The organism is Flavobacterium sp., from assembly GCF_027531705.1.
In the GTDB taxonomy this organism is placed as follows: domain Bacteria; phylum Bacteroidota; class Bacteroidia; order Flavobacteriales; family Flavobacteriaceae; genus Flavobacterium.
Genome location: NZ_JAPZSP010000018.1, coordinates 63,985 through 86,035, shown reverse-complemented (window position 1 = coordinate 86,035; position 22,051 = coordinate 63,985). Strand labels below are relative to the sequence as shown.

Genomic DNA, 22,051 nt, shown 5'->3' with positions numbered 1-22,051 from the left:
CAGAAAATATGAAAAAATATATACTTTTTAGTCTATTAATAATAAGTTTTACAGCAATTGCTCAAGAAGATGCTTGGGTTTATTTTAATGGAAAACCAAATGCACAAACTTTTTTAGATAATCCGCTAACAATGCTAACACAGCGTTCTTTAGATAGAAGAACTGCTCAAGGAATTGCATTAGATATTATGGACGTGCCTGTACATCAACCCTATATTAATCAAGTGGAAGCTGCAACTGGAATTACTGTTTTAGCTAAGTCAAAATGGATGAATTGTGTACACATAAGAGGCAATACATTGCAAAATATTCAGGCTCTTTCAAGTTTGACATTTGTAAGTTCTATTGATTATGCTAATACAAATTTGAATAGACCTGGAGCTAATTCAACTCAAGTTGAAAAAAGAAAGATAAATAAAACTATGGAGACATTAGTCAATTTTAACTATGGAAATTCGGCTAATCAAATTCAAATGTTGAATGGACATTTATTGCATCAACAAAATTTTACCGGTCAAGGAAAAATAATTGCTGTTATGGATGGCGGTTTTCCTGGTGTTGACACAGCTGCTCCTTTTGCTAGATTGAGAGATAATAATAAAATTCTTGGAGGTTATGACTATGTAAACCGTGATCCAAATTTTTATACTGGAATTTCACACGGAACACTGGTTTTATCAACAATGGGCGGTTATGTTGATGGGCAATTGGTAGGAACTGCTCCAGATGCAGCCTATTATTTGTTTATAACCGAAGATGGTGCTAATGAAGAGCCACTTGAAGAATCATTATGGGTTGAAGCTGCCGAAGAAGCTGATAGATTAGGGGTAGATATTCTCAACACTTCATTAGGATATACTGAGTTTGATAATCCGGCATACAATCATACATATGCTGATATGAATGGAGTTACAAATTTTAGTACTCGTGGCGTAAATGCGGCCTTTTCAAGAGGAATTATAAGTGTAAATTCTGCAGGAAATTCTGGAAACAGTGCTTGGTTTTATGTTTCTTCTCCTGCTGATGCTATTAATGCACTTACAGTTGGTGCCGTTAATGCTTCTGGAAATATTGCTAGTTTTAGTTCACGTGGTTTTGAGACCAGTAGTTATATAAAACCAGATGTTGCTGCTCAAGGTGTTGCAAGTGTTTTGTCTAATACAAATGGAACTATTGCAACTGCAAATGGAACTTCTTTTTCTAGCCCAATTACTGCTGGAATGGTAGCGAGTTTATGGCAAGCTTTACCTGCCAAAACAAATGCAGAATTAATTCAATTGATAAAAGAATCTTCAAGTCAATACACTAATCCTGACTATGAAAAAGGATATGGAATTCCTAATTTTAATCAAGCGCTTATAAATGGGACTTTGGGTTTTGTTTCAAATGAATCAAAAGATTTTAATATTTATCCAAATCCTGTAACTAATTATTTTTCAGTTCAATTACCTAATTCTATCGAAAATGTTTCGATTTCTGTTTATAATTCTTTAGGACAAAATGTTTTAGAAAATAAACTTTCAAATAGCAACTCAAAAATTTCATTAGAAGGCTTTGAATCAGGTGTTTATGTTTACAAAATTGAAGCCAATAATTTTTCTAAAACAGGAAAAATAAGTAAGAATTAGGTATGAATAAAATCACGCAACTTTTTAATATACAATATCCAATTATTCAAGGTGGAATGATTTGGAATAGTGGTTACAAATTAGCAAGTGCTGTCAGTAATGCTGGCGGTTTGGGTTTAATAGGAGCAGGGTCAATGTATCCTGATGTTTTGCGTGAACATATTCAAAAATGTAAAAAAGCAACCGACAAACCTTTTGGAGTAAATATCCCAATGTTGTATCCTAATGTTGAGGAAATTATTCAAATTTGTATAGATGAAGGTGTTAAAATTATTTTCACTTCAGCAGGAAATCCAAAAACTTGGACAACGCACCTTAAAGAAAAAGGCATAATAGTTGTACATGTTGTAAGTAGTTCGAAATTTGCTTTAAAAGCGCAAGAAGCAGGTGTAGATGCTGTCGTAGCAGAAGGATTTGAAGCTGGCGGACATAATGGAAGAGAAGAAACAACAACGCTGACTTTAATTCCGATGGTTAAAGAAAAAATTTCAATTCCATTGATTGCAGCTGGCGGAATTGCAACTGGTAAAGGAATGTTAGCAGCTATGGTTTTAGGAGCAGATGGTGTCCAAGTAGGAAGTCGATTTGCTGCTTCGGTTGAATCATCAGCGCATGATAATTTTAAAAAAACAATAGTTGTAGTTCAAGAAGGCGATACATTGGTAACTTTGAAAGAATTAGCACCAGTTCGATTAATCAAAAATAAATTCTTCAATGACTTACAAGAGCTTTATGCAAAATGCCCAACAACAGAAGAATTAAAAACATTGCTTGGAAGAGCAAGAGCTAAAAAAGGAATGTTTGAAGGTGATTTGATAGAAGGCGAACTAGAAATTGGACAAATAGCAGGATTGATAAATGAAATCAAACCAGTAAAAGAAATAATCGACCAAATGATAGCAGAATTTAATTGGGCAAAAAATAATTTTCCTAAAATTTAAACATATAAAAATGAAGTTTAAGCAAATAGTATTTACCGTTTTTTTTCTATTTATAATTCAACTTGGAAAAGCTCAAACGTATAAGTTTATAACAACAGGTTTTAGCGTTTTAGAGAAAAATGAAAAAGGGAGTTGGGGTAAATGGTCTGACTTAGAAAAAGCATCAATTATGATTTCTTTAGATACTGATAAAAATAGAATTATTGTTTATTCACAAGAAATTCAGTTGTATAACATACTTAGTTATGGTGAAAAAGAAGAAAACGACAATGACTTGATTTATAGTTTTGAATGTGAAGATTCGGATAAAATTCCTTTTACAATTTCGATAATAACTAGAAAAAAACAAAGTAATAGAAAGCAATTATATATAAATCAAAAAAATGTAATAGTGGTTTATAATATTGAAAACTTTATAGACAAGAATCAAAAGTAGGCTTCATTTTTTGATTAAATGTGTTTGTAGACTTGTTAATGAAATTGTTTATAACATATCTTTTTTGTTGAAAACCCCGTATTTAAATTATGTAATATTATACTAAAATAATTGGAGCTTTTTCCTGCTTGTAATGTATAATATTATTCGTACTTTTGAAGTGCTTTTTTAGTTGTCTTTAGTTTTAACTAAAAAAGGATACGAGTTGGTAATTTGATAATGAGAATGCTTATGAGAATTAATATTCTTGCAAAAAAAATAAATTCGATTCTTTTATTTCTGCTTTTTTTTGCGGGAACTTTTGTTTCTACAGCTCAATGTCCTACAATTTTAAATACTAATCAAACTTTTTGTAATTCCCAAAATCCAACTATTGCTAGTTTAGCTTATGTTGATAATGGCGGTGGAATAAAATGGTATGCTACTGCAACTGCACCCGCTACGGCTTTTATAAATCCATCAACTTCAATACTTTCTAGTGCAACATTTTATGCTGATAATGCAACGGGTAATTGTGGAACTAGACAAGCAGTTACAGTAACGATTTATAATCCACCAACAGGTCCAAGTGGACAAACAGTTTGTGTTGATAATTTAAATAATGCTACAATTGCAAATTTGTCGTTAACCGGTAATAATGTTCAATGGTATACTACTGCTACTGGTGGAACTCCATTAACGGCATCAACGATATTAATTGATAATACTCCATATTATGCAAGTCAGACTAATCCAATAACTGGTTGCGAAACAACTAGAACATTGGTTGCCGTAAGGGTAAAATTGAAACCTCTAGAGCCAACAGGAGATGCTTTTCAACAATTTTGTAATGATCCAATTAATCCACCAACCGTTGCTGATTTAGTAGCGAGTAGTAATTTGTGGTATTCTGTCCCTACTAATGGTATTCAATTATCGCCAACAACACAATTAGTAGATGGGCAAACTTATTATTGTGAAGCATATGAAATACCATGTTCAAGTGAGACTAGACTTGCAGTAACTGTATCATTGACTGAGCCAAATAATGCTGGTTTAGATGGAGAAATATACATTTGTGAAAATCAAATTACGTCAACGGCGCCTTTTAACTTATTTGATGAATTAAATGGTTCTCCTGAAAATTCAGGTACATGGACTGGACCTGTAATAACAACTAATGGGTTTTTAGGAACGCTAAATGTTGCTGGTTTAACGTCAGCATCTAGTCCTTATGTTTTTACTTATACTGTTGGAAACGGAGCGTGCCCTTTTAATGATGCCACTGTTAATGTAATAATTGAACCAACTCCATCAGCAACTATTTCATTGAGCTCAACAATAATTTGTAGAGGAAATTTGATAACGGTTTCTTTTCAAGGAACACCAAATGCAACTATTACTTATTTAGAAAATGGAATAATAAAGACTATTGTTTTAGATTCAAATGGTTTAGCGAGTTTTCCTCATATTTATACAACAACTACTGTTTTTAATTTAATAAGCATCGCTTCTTCTGGAGTTTTAAGTTGTGTTTCGTCTTTAAATCAAACAATTACATTAACTGTTTTACCATTACCTGAAGTTACAATTTCTCAGAATACTAGAGTTTGTTATGGTGGCTCAGTAACTACTACAATTTCTGGAACACCAAATACTTTCGTAAATTATACGGTTAATGGTCAAAATCAATCAGTTGTTATTGGACCAACTGGACAAGTTACATTTACTAATATTTACACTGTTACAACAATTATTAATTTAGTGAACGCAGCAACATTAGGAACTCCTAGTTGTAGCAAAGATTTGACAGGTTCTATTGTCATCGAAGTAGTTCCAGATTTAGTTGCTTCTGTATCTTCAAATACACCAATTTGTAACGGAAATACTGGAGTTATTACTTTTGTAGGTACACCTAATGCAACAGTGATTTATACATTAAACGGTGGCTCTAATCAGACTATTGTTCTAAATGCTTTAGGAGCTGCAACGCTTAATCAATTATTTTCCTCTACAACAGTTATTACTTTGGTTAGTGTTTCAATAACGGTAGGAACTACTTTCTGTCAAAAAAATCTTTCTGATACTATTACGCTAGAAGTTGTTCAATTGCCAACAGCAGTAATTTTACCAATAATAACAAATCCAATTTGTTCTGGAGATACAGCAACAATTAATTTTTCTGGAACTCCAAATGCAACTGTTTTTTTTACAATAAATGGTACTAATTTATCAGTTGTTTTAGATTCAAACGGATTAGCGAATTATTCAACAAATTTGGTAATAAATTCTACAGTTTCTTTAGTAAACGCTATTACAGGTGGAGTGACATTATGTAGTCAAACATTATCGCAAACGGAGCAAATTACTGTTATTCCAACTCCTTTTGCATCAATTTCTATTTCAACAAATAATCCAATTTGTTCAGGTGGAAACGCAACAGTTGTTTTTACAGGAACACCAAATGCAACTGTCACTTATCATATAGATAACAATCCAAATCAAACATTGACGATTGAACCAGATGGAACAACTGCAATTTCAGGAAATTATACGCAAACGACTGTTTTTAATCTTGTAAGCGTTTCAAGTGGTTCGATTTCTTGCATAAATAACGTTACAGGTAGTGTTACAATAAATGTAATTCAAATTCCTGTTGCAAGTGTTTCTGCTTCAGTTGGTTCAGTTCCTGTTTGTGCTGGTCAAGATGTTATTTTAACATTTACAGGAACGCCAAATGCAATTGTGACCTATCAAGTAAATTCAGGTAATAATCAAATTATCCAAATAGCAGCTACAGGTACTTTGGAAATTCACGCAAATTATTCTGTAACAACAACAATTTCAATGATTAGCGTAGTTGTTCCGGGTAATACACCTTGTAGTCAATTCTTATCTCAAACTATATCAATAAATGTTATTCCATTGCCGCAAGTTGTAGTTTCGTTATTAAATACTGATCCAATATGTGTTGGTGGTAATAAAACAATTGTTTTTACTGGAACACCAGGAGCAACGGTTGTTTATCATGTTGGCACTAATCCAAATCAGACATTAGTCATTGAACCTGATGGTACAACTGAAATTGTGGTTTCATTAACTCAAACTACAATTGTAACTCTTGTTAGTATAACATCTGCGACAATTCCAATTTGTGAAAAACTTTTAACCACAAGTATAACAATAAATGTAATTGATTTACCAACAGCTACTATTTCAATTTCAAGTAATTTAGTTTGCTTTGGTGCAACTGCAGTTGTTACTTTTACAGGAACACCAAATGCAACTGTCAATTATTTAATGAACGGTAATAGTCAATTTATAGTTTTAAATAATTTAGGGACTAATAGTATTTCGTCAACCTATACTACAACTACAATATATACTTTAGTAAGTGTTGTGACTTCGGGAATAACTTTATGTAGTAGCCTTTTATCTGGTAATTATACAATAACGGTAAAGCAATTGCCTTTTGCGACTATAACAGGAACTGCAACAGTTTGTTATGGAGAAACTGCTCTAGTAACAATAAATGGAACACCGAATGCAACAGTAGTTTATTCCTCAAATGGGACAAATCATACCATTGTTTTGAATAATCAAGGTGTATTTACATTTAGTGATTCTTATACCACAACCACAACTATTTCACTAATTAGTGTTACTTCTAATGATGTGCCAAGTTGTACAAAATTGCTTAACAATGCTATAGTTACTATAATAGTTTTGCAACCAGCAATTGCGGGAACTTCTACAAGTATACAAGTTTGTTCTGATGATGGAATTCAAAATTTATTCTTATTATTGGGAGCAACTGCTCAAACTGGTGGTATTTGGACAAACCCAAATGGTTCGGTAGGAACAGGTTTTTTTAATTCACTTATTGATAGCTCAGGAATTTACACATATACTGTACCTGGGATTTCTCCTTGCCCAAATTCAGTCGCTACTGTCACTGTTTTGAAAATTGATAAACCTAATGCTGGTACAGGTGGTTCTCATATTTTGTGTACAAATACAGATCCAATAGATTTATTTACTTTGCTTGGTGGAAATCCTCAAGTTGGGGGAACATGGTCACCAGCATTGGCAAGTAATACAGGCGTGTTTAATCCAGCTATTGATATTACTGGCAATTATACCTATACAGTAAGCGGTGTTGGTCCTTGTCAAGATGCTAGTGCTGTTTTAATAATTAATGTTGTTGATGGGCCAAATGCAGGTATTTCTAATGTAGCTCCATTTTGCTCGAATAGTAATCCTCTTAGTTTATTTACTTTTTTAGGAGGAAATCCAGATGTGGGTGGAGCATGGACACCATCTTTACCAGGAGGAATATTTAATCCTGCAACCAATACACCAGGTTTGTATACCTATTCTTTTAGCGGTACAGGAACTTGTAGTAATGATTCTGCAACAGTTTTAGTAACGGTAAATCCTGTTCCTAGTGCTGGAGAAGATGGAACTGCTTTTTTCTGCACCAATTATGCACCTGCAGATTTATTTTCCTATTTGCAAGGAACTCCACAAACTGGAGGAAGTTGGACACCAACATTAGCAAGTAATTCAGGTGTTTTTAATCCGATGGTTGATTTGCCAGGTGTTTATACTTATACAATTGGTGGCGGTTTGTGTGCAGAGGATACCGCAACGGTTACAGTTTCTGTGGTTCAATCTCCAAATGCTGGTGGATTGAATGCTCCATTGCTTGTAAAAGCTTGTACAACGTCAACAAATGTAGATTTGTTTACTGGATTAAATGGTAATCAAGGTGTTGGTGTATGGACAGATAGTAATAATGTCATTGTTTCAAATATAATTAATCCATCATTGTTGACTGTTGGAAACCATCAATTCACTTATACCGTTAGTGGAGGTGTTTCTCCATGTTCAACCGATTCTGCAGTGGTAACTTTAAAAATTGATCCAATACCATATGCGGGAACATTTAATCCAATCGCTCCAATTTGTAATTCTGGAGGAACAATAGATTTATTTACTTTATTATCAGGAAATCAGTTAGGCGGAACTTGGAAAGATGCTTCAGGACAAACTGTAAATAGTAGTATTGATTATTCAGCTTTTGCTGCTGGAACTTACAACTTTACTTATACAATTTCTAATGAATGCGGAGTTGATAATGAAGCAGTTCATTTTATTTTATTATCAAATCCAGTTTTGGCAATTCCTGATATTACTGTAGTTTCTCCTTATTGTTTGGGTGAAAATTTAGCAGTGAATTTAATTAATATGATTGATGGAAATTATACAATTACTTACGTGCTTTCTGGTAGTAATAGTTCTCCAAATCAAATAGCTACAATTAATGTAGTCGCAGGTAGTTCTAGTTTTGTTATTGATTCTGCACTAATTCCTAATGTAGGAAATACAACAATAACATTTTTAAATGTAGTAAATACTATAACTAATTGTACTTCAAGTTTATCAAATATTTTTAAAGAAATAACAATAAGTCCAATTCCAGATATTGTTGATGCAAATATTTCAATTGCAACTGTTTGTTTTGGAAATGATGTTGTAGTTGTAATTGCTGGAGCGACTAGTTTATCCGATGGAGATTATCTGTTTAACTATACTATACCAACAGCAATACCATCAATAGGAGTTTCTGCGGTTACTTCAATAGTTGCGGGAGCTGGCTCATTTGTCATTCCAGCAGCTTCGTTACCAAATTTTGGCACTTATGTTTTGAATGTAACAGGTGTTTTGAACTCGATAACAGGATGTTCTAATTTGTCAGAATCGGTTACTTCAAATTTTGTAGCCTTGGAAGCACCAAATATTACTGATGCAAATGTGACTGTTGCTAATGATCCAATTTGTATAAATTCTTCAAATATAGTTTCGATTACTAATGCTTTAAGTTTAAATGGTAGTTATACACTAACATATGAATTAACAGGTGCAAATTCAATCATTACAACAATTCCTATTAACTTTACTAGTGGCTCAGGTAGTTTTGAAATACCAAAATCTGTTTTGTCAGTTGCCGGTTCAATTACGGTTACAATTTTAAGTTTGGTTAACCAAATAACTTTATGTGGACTTAATGGCGCAAGTTTTCCTATAGTAACATTTAATGTATATGGTCTCGCTACTCCAAATATTGAAAATAAAGGAAATCAATTTTGCAGAAAAGATTTGCCAACTATTGAAGATTTATCAACTAATATTGCCGAAAATCAACCCGTTTTATGGTATGATGCCGCTATATTAGGTAATGTTTATGCACCAACTGATTTGCTTCAAGATGGTGCTACTTATTATGCAACATTTTCTATTGCAGGTTGTGAAAGCACACCAAGATTACAAGTTACTGTAGATTTGTCTTTTTGTAATGAATTATTAATTCCTGATGGATTTTCTCCTAACTCTGATACTATTAATGACTCTTTTGTTATAGAAAATTTAAGGGAACAATTTCCAAATTATAAGTTAGAAATTTATAATCGTTACGGAAATGTACTTTATAGTGGCGATATAACCACGCCAGATTGGGATGGAACAACTTCTGCGAATGGCTTGACTATTGGTAAAGAAAGCGTTCCAGTAGGGGTTTATTTTTATGTTTTAGAATTAAATAGCGAATTAAAAAAACCAATTCAAGGGCGAATCTACCTAAGTAGATAAAAAAGCAAATATGAGAATAGTATCTATAAAACATATAATCTTTGCATTTGTTATCATGGTTTCTACTATGGTAAGCGCTCAACAAGATCCACAGTTTACACATTATATGTATAATATGAATGTAATAAATCCTGCATATGCAACGCAAACTGAGAAGGTAATTAATGTTGGTGGTTTATACAGAACGCAATGGGTTGGAGCTGTTGGTGCTCCAAAAACAGCAACCTTGTTTGTTCATACACCTATTTCTCAAAAAATCGAATTGGGTTTATCAGTAATTAATGACGAAATTGGAGATGTGGTAAAAGAAAACAATATTTATGCTGACTTTGCTTATGTCATTCCTGTTTCCGAAAAAAATAAACTTTCTTTTGGTGTAAAAGGTGGAATTACTTTGTTTGAAACTAATTTTAATGGTTTTCAGTTTACTGATATTCAAACTGATTTGGCATTTGCAAATAACATTAATAAATCATTTCCTAATGTTGGAGCTGGAACTTATTTTTTTAGTGATAAATATTATGTAGGCTTATCAGTCCCAAATCTTCTTACAACAAAGCACCTTGAAAAAAAGGACGGAATTCAGACCACAGGAGTTGAATCGATACATTATTTTTTAACTGGTGGTTACGTTTTTGATATCAATGAAACTTATAGATTTAAGCCAGCTTTTATGGCTAAAGGTGTTTCGGGCGCGCCAGTTTCAATTGATTTTTCGGCAAATGTTTTGATAAATAACAAAATTGAGTTTGGTGTTGGATATAGATTTGACGATTCTGTTAGCGGTTTGACCACGATAAATATTACTCCAAATTTAAGGGTTGGTTATTCTTATGATTATACGCTTTCAAATCTTGGAAAATATAATTCAGGTTCACATGAACTATTTTTATTATTTAATATAGGGTCTAAAGATGATTCTAAAAATGGGGGTTATGACAAATCTCCAAGATTTTTCTAAAGAAAAAATATGAAAAAGTACTTTAACATATTCTTTTTACTATTCTTTTCTTTTCTGGCAATAGGGCAGAAGGGAAGTCAGAAAAAAGCAGATGGTTTGTTCAAAAAGAAATCTTTTGTTCAGGCAGCGGCTATCTATGAAAAATTAAAAGAAAATCAGTCTTTGCTTCAGAATTTAGGCGATTGTTATTACAATAATTATCAAATGAATGATGCTGTTAGGGTTTATGGCAAATTATTTCTTACCGGAAAAGATTCTATAAATCCCGAAACTTATTTCAAATATGCTCAGGCAATTATGGGAACTGGTGACTACGTTAAGGCTGATGTCATAATGAGTGAATATTTAAAATATAATGTTGATACACCTGTATTTATTTCCAATTTAGCATCAATTGTTCCGTATAATTATAATTTACAATTAATGACTAAAAATACCACAAATGGTGATTTTGGTATTGCGATTTTCGGAGATAAAGTTGCTTTTGCATCAGCAAGAAATAATGCTAACCCAGAGTATGAATGGAATGGGAAACCTTATCTAGATTTATTTACGGCTACTATGGATGAAAATGGGCTATTGACTAATGTGGAGCCTTTTCCAAAAGAAATAAATACTAAAACGCATGAAAGTTCTCCAACTTTTTCAAGTGATAGAAAAATAATGTATTTTAATAGAACAAATGATAAAAAGGTTAAAGTTGGTGATGAAAAATTTGCCAGTGTTAAGATTTTTAAAGCTGAATTTAACAATGGTAAATGGGAAAATATAAATGAACTTCCGTTTTGCAGCGACACCTATTCAACGCAACATCCTGTTTTGAGTAAAGATGGAAAAAAATTATATTTTTCAAGTGATATGCCAGGTTCTATTGGTTCTTTTGATATATATGTTGTCACGATAAATGATGATGGAACTTATGGTTCACCTATTAATCTAGGAAATTTGGTCAATACAATTCACAGGGAACAATTTCCTTTTGTAAATGAAGATGAATCTATTTTGTACTTTGCTTCCGATGGTCATCAAGGTATGGGAGGATTGGATTTGTTTATGAGCGAATCGGTAAATGGCGATTTTCATAAACCGGTTAATTTAGGAGCAACTATCAATAGTAATTCTGACGATTTTGCTTATGTGGTTGATGAACAAACAAATAGAGGTTTTTTATCATCTAATAGAAAAGGAATTGATAATTTATACTCTTTTCAAAGAATAGAAAACGAAGATAATTTTGTATTGCAAGGTGATATAAAAGATAAAAATACTAAAGAATTTTTGCCAGGAACAACAGTAACTTTGTATGATGATAAAGGAAATGTGGCTGGTGAAATGGTTGTAGGTGCAAAAGCTGATTACACTTTTATAACTCAGCCAAATACTAAATATAAAATTCGTGCTGTAAAAAATTTCTACATTCCTTATGAGCAAGAATTTGTTACCAATGAAGAAGGGAAAATGCGTTATTCTATCGAACTTTTTATGGAATGCTATGATGACGCAGAGGAAATTATAACCAAGCGACAAGATGGTAAAGTGCAAATTGTGCTTGAAAATATTTATTTTGATTTTAATAAATGGGAAATCAAACCAGATGCAGCAAGAATTTTGGATGTTCTTTATGATTTGCTTGTCAAATATCCTGAAATGGAAATTGAGTTAGGAGCACATACCGATTCAAGAGCAAGTGAAACTTTTAACCTAATGTTGTCTAACAGAAGGGCTTTAGCAACTTTAGAATATCTCGTTGGGAAAGGAATTGATAAAAGAAGACTTCGTTCTAAAGGATTTGGAGAAGCAATTCCATTAATTAGATGTGGTGATAATTGTTCTGAAGACGAGCATTCTATCAATAGACGTTGCGAATTTATTATTTTGAAATAGTTAGACTAAAGTGTTAATAATTTTGTTTGTAACAAATAAAAAATCAAATTGATTAAAGACCTATTTTGATTAATATTATCGTTGATTTTTAGGTAAAAAAACAAATGAAAATACTATATACTTTTCTATTACTTTTTGGGATTTTTGCTCAAGGAATTTCTCAAAGCAGTAATTCTAAAAAAGCCGATAAATTATTTGCTAATAAGCAGTTTGCTGAAGCTGCAGTTGAATATGAAAAATTAGCCCAGTCATACCCAATTTTATCTAATCTAGCCGATTGTTATTTGTTTCAAAATAAACTATCAGAAGCAATAAATGTATACGATAAATTGATTGCTGATTATAAAGATTCACTTCAATCTCAAAATTATTTTAACTACGCTCAAGCTCTTATGAAAACGGGTGATTATACCAAATCTGACCCAATTATGAGTTTGTATTTGAAGTATTCTATTATTACACCTAACTTTTTATACAATCTAAAGTCGCTTATTCCGTATTCCTATGACATTCAGATGATGTCTAAAAACAATACAAATGGCGATTATGGAGTAACATCTTACCAAGATCAAGTGATTTATGCTTCTGCCAAAAAAGGTAATATGCCTAACTATGCAGGAAATGTTGAATCGGACTATGATTTTGTTGTTGCCGATGTTAATAAGGTTGGTTTAATTATAAATGCGAAGCCTTTTTCTAAAGAATTGAATTCGAAATTACATGAGAGTTCTCCAACTTTTTCAATAGATGGTAAAACCGTTTATTTTTGTAGAACTAATGATAAAAAAGCTAAAGCTAGTGCAATTCATTTTGCAACTAAATCAATCTATAAAGCTGAATTAATAAATGGTGTTTGGATTAGCGGAACAAAGCTTCCATTTTGTGATGTTAAGTCTTCATACGAAAGTCCTATTTTGAGTCGTGATGGAAAACGACTTTATTTTTCAAGTAATCGCGAAGGTTCAATTGGAGGATTTGATATTTTTTATGTAAATATTGATAAGAATGGAACTTATAGTAATCCGATAAACGTTGGAAAAAGTGTAAATACTATTCAAGAAGAAAAATCGCCATATATTTCTGAAGATAATGCAGTTTTATACTTCTCGTCTAACGGACATCAAGGAATGGGTGGACTTGACATTTACATGTGTGATGTTTTTGGCAACGATTATCTAAATGTTTTAAATCTTGGAGCTACTATAAATAGCAATTTTGATGATTTTGCATTCAGTGTAAACAATACTACCGATATAGGATTTATGACCTCAAATCGAGATGGTGGCAATACAAACTTGTTTTCTTTTAAAAGAGTAAAAAATGAAACGAACTTCTTTGTTCAAGGAAATGTTATTGATAAAAACACCAAAAATCCATTGCCAAATACAAACGTTGTTTTGTTCGATATGAAAGGTGTAAAAGTAGCAGAATTGGTGTCAAGCAATAAAACAGAATTTATTCTGAAAGCAAAACCTAACACCAAGTATCTACTAAAAGCTATCAATAACTTATATTATCCTTTTGAAGAAGAAATAATAACTACCAATGATGGTAAAGTTCGCTATACGATTGAGCTATTTAAAATAATAAATTAGTTATTTGGCTGCTAAAGAAAACAAGCAATCGATAGTTATATTTTTGGCAATTTTATTTTTTACCAAATTCGGGATTTCAATATTATAATCTTCAGCTTTTACCGAAAAACTACTTTTAGCTTCCACTTTTCCACTTTTAGTTTCAGTTGTAATTTTGGTTTTAACTTTTTTAGTAACACCATGTATAGTCAAATCACCTTCTAAATCGTAGGTTGTTTTTCCTGTTTTAGATTTGTCATAATTTACAATTTTACCTTTAAATGTCGCTTTTGGAAATTTTGACGATTCAATATAATTTTCATTAAAATGTTCTTCCATCAATGGAACTTTAAATTTGAATGACTTTACTAAAACTAACGCTGCAAAATCACCCGAAGATTGGTCTAAAACACATGAAGCACTATTGGTTTTTGCGGCAACTTCTTCAAGTGCTGGCATTGATGCTTCAAACTTTATTTCGCCTGATCGTGTGTTCAATTTTTGTGAAAAAACAGTCACGGCAGATAGTAAAAGGACAAAAAGGATTGCTGACTTTTTCATAGTAGTAATTTTTAATTAGGATAGTTATTTGCTGCCCAAAGTTTAATCAAATTAATTTTTGATGGACTTAATTTTGTTGCATTACGAGGCATTGACAGCTCGCCAGTAGCTGATTCAATTCTGAAAATTAAATTACCAGATTCGGTAGATAATCTCACGTCATCATATGTTAATAATGGAAAACCGCCAATTCCTGAACCATTATCATGACAACTGATACAATTTGAATCAATTATGGGTTTTATGTCTTTTTGATAAGTTGGATTGGTAACGATTGTTTCACCTTCAATTTCAGAATAAGTGTTTGATTCACAAGAAGTAAAGATTAGCACAATAATAAAAGTAGCTATATAATTAGATATAAATTTCATAGTAATAAAAATTAAAAAACACGGTACATATTAAATCCAAAAAAGATGCCTTTGTCATCCCATTTTCCTGAAGCGTTTGTAAAATACGCGACATCATTCATAGCTTGACTATTAGAAAAAACTAACTGAAAAACGTGACCACCTGTTTCAATATCCATACCAACGGTTAATGGGTTTTGAAAGGTTTTTACATCTGGTTGACTTATTCTAGCTGCATATTCCATGTTTAGACTAATTCTTTTTGAAACTTTATATCTTCCACCGGCCGCCAGCAAAAACTGATCTCTTTTTTCGGTTGTTATGTCATAAAGATTTTTATGCACCCAAACTGGATTTACCTCAAGTGATAATGAGTTAGAAAATTTTCTTGAAACTAAGAGTTGAGAAGTGTATGCCAATCTATTACTGCCCGATAATCCAGGATATAAATCTTTAGAAAGAAGCGTGTTAATATCCATTGAGTTGAATCCGACAATTGTTACAGGAAAACCATTCACTTCTTGATTCATTAGTTTGTACTTAGCTGTAAGTTCATAAGTTTTGTTGTAAGTATGTCTGGCTGCTCCTAGTGTTAGCCAATTTGTTGCGCCATAAAGACCGCCCAATTTTGTATAGGCATTATCCAACCCAAAGAAATTATCTAAACCGTTTGTTAAATCTCCAAATCTGTGTGAAACTAAAAAGTACCATTCACCTTTGGCAGCTAATTTGGTCGATTGCATATTACAAATTTGCATTCCTTTGAAGGCAGCAATTTCAATTTCTTTTTTGTTTGAACTGGCAGAATCTAGTTCGTTTAGCAAATCATCCTGGGCATAAGTGACTCCAAAAGATGAGAAGAGTAGAAAAAATAGTATTTTAGTAACTTTCATAAATTTATTTAATAATTGAACACTCGTCTAATTTAAGTTCTCCCATAAGGTCGTCATATCCCAAAAACCTACCTTTTACAGTGATTAGTTTGTCTTTGCTTTCAGGAGTTACGGCATTTTTCATAGCGCAAATTACAACACCATCAAGAATAAGCTGTTTATCTTCTATTTGAGTTACAACACCTTTTATTTCAATTGCCTTATTCAAATATTTAGTTGTAGCACTTGTGTCGGTAGCAAATTCATTTACGATTTCTTTTGTTGAAACGGTAAATGCTGTTTTTTCGGTTTCTAAATCTCTTGCACCTGATGTCAACATAATTTTATAAGTAACAAAAAGCACCAATCCTAATCCTAGAATTGATGCTAAAACTATTTTAGTTTTTTTTGTCATATTTTGTTAGTTTACAATAACTTTCTTCCAAGACTTCTCAGCATTATTTTTTAGTTCAATTAAATAAACACCAGCTTGTAATCCGTTTACAATTACTTCAGCTTTTTCTGAACTATCTTCTACTTTGATAGTTTTTACCAAAGCACCTGTTTGACTATATACGTTTATTTCAGTCATGTTGGTTTTACTAGAAATTGTAAATGTTCCATTTGAAGGATTTGGATAAACAGAAGAAGCATTCAAAGAGAAATCTTCTACTCCAAGTTGTGTTCTTTGTAAAACTATCCCTGAGTGTGGATTATTTCCATGGTAGGCAAGTGCTTGGGCAGAACCTCTTGCATAAATAATAGGAATTGCAGAATTAGAATTGGTAAACGTGTAATCTCCTGCTGAAACAAGTGCTCTTGTTGCAACAACTGTTCTTGTAGTACCTACAACATTGTCTGAAACGATTGTCCAACTTTGCGAAGCTGTAGCATCAGCAGAAGGGGCAGCAGTGCTTCCAGATGGTGTGTAATCTCTATTTGCAGATGAGTTCCAAATAAACATATCAGAAACAGATGGCATACCATTACTTCCACCAAATCCAAGTCCCATCCATCCACCACTTGGTCCAGTTAGAGTTAAAGTAACAATTGATGTGTTTGTATCAATTTTAACTGTCATGCCAGAACCCGGAATAGTAACAGTTCCTGTCGAAAATTGAGCAAAACCCAATGTACTCAGCATTAGTAAAGATAATAAAGTAATTTTTTTCATAAGTTATTGATTTATTGGTTAGTTATTGATTTATTATTTAAGTAAGTTAATTATTTCGTCATTATTACTAAAAACAGCAAACTCAAAAGCTGTTTTTTGATTTTTGTTTACTATCGTTTTATCTGCTTTGTATTGCAAAAGTAATTTTACTAATTCTATGTTTTTAAACTGAGCTGCATACATTAAAGCCGTTGTTCCTTGTGAATTTGTTAAATTAGAATTGGCACCATTTTCTAATAACAATTTTACCAATTCATTTTTTCCCCTTACAACTGCTGCCATCAAAGCTGTACCTTCATCTGAAACATAATTCAGATTTGATTTTTTTTCAATTAAAAATTTGGCAACTTCAGAATTTCCTTTGTAGCAAGCCAAAATCAACGGACTAAATCCATATTCATTAATTTCGTTTGTACAATTTTTATTTTCTGTGTAAAGAAGTTCAATTTCTTGTAATGTTCCACTTCGAGCTACATCAAAAATATTTTTTTGTTGTGCAAAACAAGTTGATGTAAAGATTGTAAATACTATTAAAAAACGAACCATTTTTCTTATTTTGAACAAATATAAATAATTAAAACCAAAAAAATTGTTAAAAAATCGCTTGTTAACCTTTTGTCAACCTAAATAAAATATATTTTTTTATTTTAACAACATGTGTGATTGAAATTTTTGCTGTTTTTATTTCAATTTTATTCAAATCTATTTAAACTTCAATTTCAAATGCTTAAATTTGCACTTCAATTTTTTAGAAACTCCAATTAATTATGTTCAATAATTTAAGCGATAAATTAGATAAAGCCTTTCATATACTAAAAGGTCACGGAAAAATTACCGAAGTTAACGTTGCAGATACACTTAAAGAAGTTCGTCGTGCTTTATTAGATGCCGACGTAAATTTTAAAATTGCCAAAGATTTTACCACAAGAGTAAAAGAAAAAGCAATTGGTCAAGATGTATTAACAACATTGCAACCAGGACAATTAATGGTTAAATTGGTTAAAGACGAATTAACCGAATTAATGGGTGGTGATGCAGCAGGAATCAATCTTTCTGGAAATCCAACCGTAATTTTGATGTCTGGTTTACAAGGTTCGGGTAAAACTACTTTCTCAGGAAAATTAGCTAATTATCTAAAAACTAAAAAGAACAAAAAACCACTTTTAGTAGCTTGTGATATTTACCGTCCGGCGGCGATTAATCAGTTACATGTTGTAGGTGATCAAATAGGAGTAGAGGTTTACTCAGAGCCAGAAAATAAAAATCCAGTAGATATTTCTCTTAAAGCAATAGCTTACGCAAAAGCTAACGGTTTTAATGTTGTGATTGTCGATACAGCAGGTCGTTTGGCTGTTGATGAAGAAATGATGACCGAAATTGCCAATGTTCACAAAGCAATTCAACCACAAGAAACATTATTTGTTGTTGATGCAATGACTGGGCAAGATGCTGTAAATACGGCAAAAGCTTTCAATGATAGATTAAATTTTGATGGTGTTATCCTTACCAAATTAGATGGTGATACTCGTGGTGGAGCTGCCATTACCATCAAATCGGTTGTGAACAAACCAATTAAGTTTGTCGGAACTGGTGAAAAAATGGATGCTATCGATGTTTTCTATCCAAATCGTATGGCAGAACGTATTCTTGGAATGGGTGACGTTGTATCGTTAGTTGAACGCGCACAAGAGCAATATGACGAGGAAGAAGCAAGAAAATTGCAAAAGAAAATTGCTAAAAACGAATTCGGTTTTGATGATTTCTTAGCGCAAATTCAACAAGTTAAAAAAATGGGTAACATGAAAGACTTGGTAGGAATGATACCAGGTGCTTCCAAAGCCATGAAAGATGTTGAAATTGAAGATGATGCTTTCAAACATATAGAAGCTATCATTTACTCGATGACGCCAAAAGAAAGAAGCAAACCAGCTTTAATTGATGTGAAAAGAAAAACTAGAATCGCAAAAGGTTCTGGTAGAAAAATAGAAGAAGTCAACCAGCTAATGAAACAGTTTGACCAAATGAGCAAAATGATGAAAATGATGCAAGGACCAGGTGGAAAAAACATGATGAAAATGATGGCTGGAATGAAAGGCGGAATGCCAAAAATGTAATAGACTAAAATATTTATTGATTCTTTATTTATAATTAAACACTGAATAAGATGCTAGCCAAAAAAATAAAATTTAATGTTTTTAAATTGAGATACTTTTTTTTATTTTTTTTATTTTTCAAATGCACAGTTTATTCACAACGTGTGGGTACTGGATTAAATTTTTCAATTTTTAGTTGTGACAACGGTTTTGTAAATGCTATTGGAAGTAATGGAAATGGTCAGCTAGGAATTGGTATTAATTCAAATCAAAGCTCTTTGGTTCAGCCACTTTTAAATGGAAACTTTACAGCAGTTGCAGCAGGAAACGGTCATTCTTTGTTTTTAAAAAATGACGGAACCGTTTGGTCTGTTGGTGCAAATTCTCTCGGGCAACTTGGCAATGGCACTACTGTAAGCAGTTATATCCCTAATCAAGTGTTGCTTATGACTAACGTTGTTTCAATAGCGGCTAATTCGTATTATTCTATTTTTTTAAAGAATGATGGAACTGTTTGGGGTGTTGGAGACAATACTGCAAGAATATTTGGAGACGGAACTTCTGTAAATAAAACGATTCCAATTCAAATAGTTGGACTTTCAGAAATTATAGCAATTAGCGCTGGCTTATATCATGTATTATTTCTAAAGGGTGACGGTACAGTATGGGCAATTGGAGGTAATTACTACGGACAAATAGGTAATCAACCTTTATTTGGTGTTGACATTCCAACTCAAATAACAGGATTAGATAACATTATTCAAGTTTCTGCTGGGGGTACTCATTCATTGTTTTTAAAAAATGATAATACTGTTTGGGCAACAGGTTCTAATAATTACGGACAAGTAGGAAATAGCGTCAATGTAGGTACATATAATTATTCGCCATTCAAAATTATGGAGTTATCCGGGATAGTAAAAATATCAGCTGGATATTTACATTCCCTTTTTTTACAAAATAATGGAATCGTTAAGGCTGCAGGTTTCAATAACAGTGGTCAGCTAGGGATAGGTAACAACATTGATACTAATAATCCATCCCCCGTTCTTAACATCACAAATATTTCAGATATTTATGCTGGTAGTAGTCACTCTGTTTTTGTAAAAAATGATGGTGCAATTTTTAATGTTGGAAGTAATGGTAGTGGGCAATTAGGTAATGGTACAAATATAAATACTAATATTGCTGTTAATTTAAATGGTGGTTGTAGTATAAATTTACAAACAACAGATAATGATTTAGATAAAAACATTGAAGTATTTCCTAATCCAATTATTGATGAACTATCAATTAATTTAACTAAGGAAAATCTTAATGGAGTTGCCAGTTTATATAATTGTAATGGTATTTTAGTTGAAAGTATATTACTCACTAATTTGAAAAATGTTTTACGCACTAATTTTTTAAGTTCAGGAATTTATATTTTGAAAATTACACTAAATAAAGTTACTATTGAAAAAAAGATAATCAAATCTTAAATTATAGAGCTAAGTGTTTAATTAAAAGTATTTTAAAATGACTCTGTTAGACGGAAAAAAAGTATCAGAAGATATCAAAAACGAAATTGCTGCCGAAGTTCAGAAAATGAAAGACAATGGCGAAAAAGTGCCACATTTAGCTGCAATAATTGTAGGTAGTGATGGTGCAAGTTTGACTTACGTTGGCAGCAAAGTAAAAGCTTGCGAAAGAGTAGGATTTGAGTCTACGATGGTGAAGTTGCCAAGTACAACTTCAGAAACGGAGTTGCTTAAAAAAATTAAAGAGTTAAATCAAAATGATGATATTGATGGTTTTATAGTACAACTTCCACTTCCAAAACAAATAGATACGCAAAGTATTATTAATGCGATTGATCCAAGCAAAGACGTTGATGGTTTTCACCCAGAAAATTTTGGAAAAATGGCTTTGGATATGAGTACTTTTATTCCAGCAACTCCTTTTGGAATTTTAGAACTTTTAGAAAGATACAATGTGCCAACCGATGGAAAACATACAGTAATTATTGGTAGAAGTCATATCGTAGGTCGTCCGATGAGTATTTTGATGGGAAGAAATCATTTTCCAGGAAATTCTACGGTTACTTTAACCCATAGTCATACTAAAAATATTAACCAAATTACATCTCAAGCAGATATTATTATTACGGCTCTTGGTGTTCCAAATTATCTAAAAGCCGAAATGGTAAAAGATGATGTAGTAGTAATCGATGTTGGAATTACACGTGTTGCCGATGAAACTTCTGAAAAAGGATACAAAATTGTTGGCGATGTTGACTATGAAAATGTTTCTAAAAAAGCATCGTTTATAACACCAGTTCCTGGTGGAGTAGGACCAATGACAATTGCAATGTTGCTAAAAAACACACTTTTGGCAAGAGAACAAAAACGATTAAGAAAATAAAATGACAATTTCTGTAGCTACTAGAGAACAACTTGTTGAGGTTCAAAAGTTGGCACAAATTATTTGGCCAGCAACATACAATTCTATTCTTTCACAAGAACAATTTGACTATATGATGGAAATGATGTACAGTCTTTCATCGCTTAAAAAACAACTTGAATGTGGAAAAGTATTTTTGCTAGTTGAAGATGAAAATCGTTTTGTTGGTTTTGCTTCTTATGAATTACATGTTGAAGCTTCAAATACTACTAAAATTCACAAACTTTACGTTTTGCCCGAAACACAAGGAAAAGGAATTGGTCGAAAATTGATAGATTATATCAAAGAAATTTCCATAAAAGAGAATGATAAAGTTTTGCAACTTACCGTAAATCGTAATAACAAAGCCAAAGATTTTTATCTTAAATACGGATTTAAAATCACAGAAGAAAAAGTTTTCGAAATAGGAAACGGTTATGTAATGGATGATTATGTGATGGAATTCATTTTATAAAAAAAACCTTATCCGTTTTCACAAACAAGAATTTAAGAGACTTATTTGAAAAAT

Annotated in this window: 17 protein-coding genes; 11 read left to right on the top strand and 6 right to left on the bottom strand. The window is 32.1% G+C overall.

Features of this window, described 5'->3' with window-relative positions; all coding sequences use genetic code 11:
- Positions 1 to 8: 8 nt before the first annotated feature.
- The 7 genes from O9267_RS06135 (at position 9) to O9267_RS06105 (ending at position 14,075) form a co-directional block, all read left to right on the top strand.
- Complete coding sequence (locus O9267_RS06135) at positions 9 to 1,628, top strand: S8 family serine peptidase (protein ID WP_298177204.1); 1,620 nt, start codon at positions 9 to 11, stop codon at positions 1,626 to 1,628.
- Between the two features lie 2 nt (positions 1,629 to 1,630).
- Positions 1,631 to 2,569: a nitronate monooxygenase gene (locus O9267_RS06130; protein ID WP_298177203.1), complete on the top strand. Its 939-nt coding sequence runs from the start codon at positions 1,631 to 1,633 to the stop codon at positions 2,567 to 2,569.
- A gap of 10 nt (positions 2,570 to 2,579) precedes the next feature.
- On the top strand, positions 2,580 to 3,005 hold the full coding sequence (locus O9267_RS06125) for a hypothetical protein (RefSeq protein ID WP_298177202.1): 426 nt from the start codon (positions 2,580 to 2,582) through the stop codon (positions 3,003 to 3,005).
- A gap of 231 nt (positions 3,006 to 3,236) precedes the next feature.
- Positions 3,237 to 9,635 carry a gliding motility-associated C-terminal domain-containing protein gene (locus O9267_RS06120; protein ID WP_298177201.1) on the top strand — a complete coding sequence of 2,133 codons (6,399 nt, stop codon included), beginning with the start codon at positions 3,237 to 3,239 and terminating at the stop codon, positions 9,633 to 9,635.
- A 10-nt stretch (positions 9,636 to 9,645) separates the two neighbouring features.
- On the top strand, positions 9,646 to 10,596 hold the full coding sequence (locus O9267_RS06115; RefSeq protein WP_298177198.1) for a type IX secretion system membrane protein PorP/SprF: 951 nt from the start codon (positions 9,646 to 9,648) through the stop codon (positions 10,594 to 10,596).
- Positions 10,597 to 10,605: 9 nt separating this feature from the next.
- On the top strand, positions 10,606 to 12,480 hold the full coding sequence (locus O9267_RS06110; protein ID WP_298177197.1) for an OmpA family protein: 1,875 nt from the start codon (positions 10,606 to 10,608) through the stop codon (positions 12,478 to 12,480).
- Positions 12,481 to 12,584: 104 nt separating this feature from the next.
- Positions 12,585 to 14,075 (top strand): tetratricopeptide repeat protein, encoded by a 1,491-nt coding sequence (locus O9267_RS06105; protein WP_298177195.1) that lies wholly within the window; start codon positions 12,585 to 12,587, stop codon positions 14,073 to 14,075.
- On the opposite strand, the gene O9267_RS06100 is transcribed toward O9267_RS06105, so the two are convergent.
- The 6 genes from O9267_RS06100 to O9267_RS06075 are packed head-to-tail and all read right to left on the bottom strand — an operon-like array spanning position 14,076 to position 17,557.
- Positions 14,076 to 14,615: a YceI family protein gene (locus O9267_RS06100; RefSeq protein ID WP_298177194.1), complete on the bottom strand. Its 540-nt coding sequence runs from the start codon at positions 14,613 to 14,615 to the stop codon at positions 14,076 to 14,078.
- Between the two features lie 11 nt (positions 14,616 to 14,626).
- On the bottom strand, positions 14,627 to 14,986 hold the full coding sequence (locus O9267_RS06095) for a hypothetical protein (RefSeq protein WP_298177193.1): 360 nt from the start codon (positions 14,984 to 14,986) through the stop codon (positions 14,627 to 14,629).
- Between the two features lie 11 nt (positions 14,987 to 14,997).
- Complete coding sequence (locus O9267_RS06090) at positions 14,998 to 15,858, bottom strand: DUF5777 family beta-barrel protein (RefSeq protein WP_298177192.1); 861 nt, start codon at positions 15,856 to 15,858, stop codon at positions 14,998 to 15,000.
- A 4-nt stretch (positions 15,859 to 15,862) separates the two neighbouring features.
- Complete coding sequence (locus O9267_RS06085) at positions 15,863 to 16,252, bottom strand: hypothetical protein (protein WP_298177190.1); 390 nt, start codon at positions 16,250 to 16,252, stop codon at positions 15,863 to 15,865.
- Between the two features lie 6 nt (positions 16,253 to 16,258).
- Positions 16,259 to 17,011: a T9SS type A sorting domain-containing protein gene (locus O9267_RS06080; protein ID WP_298177188.1), complete on the bottom strand. Its 753-nt coding sequence runs from the start codon at positions 17,009 to 17,011 to the stop codon at positions 16,259 to 16,261.
- Between the two features lie 33 nt (positions 17,012 to 17,044).
- Complete coding sequence (locus tag O9267_RS06075; protein WP_298177186.1) at positions 17,045 to 17,557, bottom strand: ankyrin repeat domain-containing protein; 513 nt, start codon at positions 17,555 to 17,557, stop codon at positions 17,045 to 17,047.
- 221 nt (positions 17,558 to 17,778) lie between these two features.
- On the opposite strand from O9267_RS06075, the gene ffh reads away from it, so the two are divergent.
- The 4 genes from ffh to O9267_RS06055 all read left to right on the top strand — a co-directional run bounded on the left by ffh (position 17,779) and on the right by O9267_RS06055 (position 21,997).
- Positions 17,779 to 19,125: a signal recognition particle protein gene (gene ffh, locus O9267_RS06070; protein ID WP_298177184.1), complete on the top strand. Its 1,347-nt coding sequence runs from the start codon at positions 17,779 to 17,781 to the stop codon at positions 19,123 to 19,125.
- A 143-nt stretch (positions 19,126 to 19,268) separates the two neighbouring features.
- Positions 19,269 to 20,582, top strand: coding sequence for a T9SS type A sorting domain-containing protein (locus tag O9267_RS06065; protein ID WP_298177182.1), 1,314 nt, complete (start codon positions 19,269 to 19,271; stop codon positions 20,580 to 20,582).
- A gap of 37 nt (positions 20,583 to 20,619) precedes the next feature.
- Positions 20,620 to 21,504: a bifunctional 5,10-methylenetetrahydrofolate dehydrogenase/5,10-methenyltetrahydrofolate cyclohydrolase gene (locus O9267_RS06060; RefSeq protein WP_298177180.1), complete on the top strand. Its 885-nt coding sequence runs from the start codon at positions 20,620 to 20,622 to the stop codon at positions 21,502 to 21,504.
- Between the two features lies 1 nt (position 21,505).
- The gene (locus O9267_RS06055) at positions 21,506 to 21,997 is read left to right on the top strand and encodes a GNAT family N-acetyltransferase (protein WP_298177179.1); all 492 of its coding nucleotides are present in this window, start codon (positions 21,506 to 21,508) and stop codon (positions 21,995 to 21,997) included.
- The last annotated feature ends 54 nt before the right edge of the window (positions 21,998 to 22,051 follow it).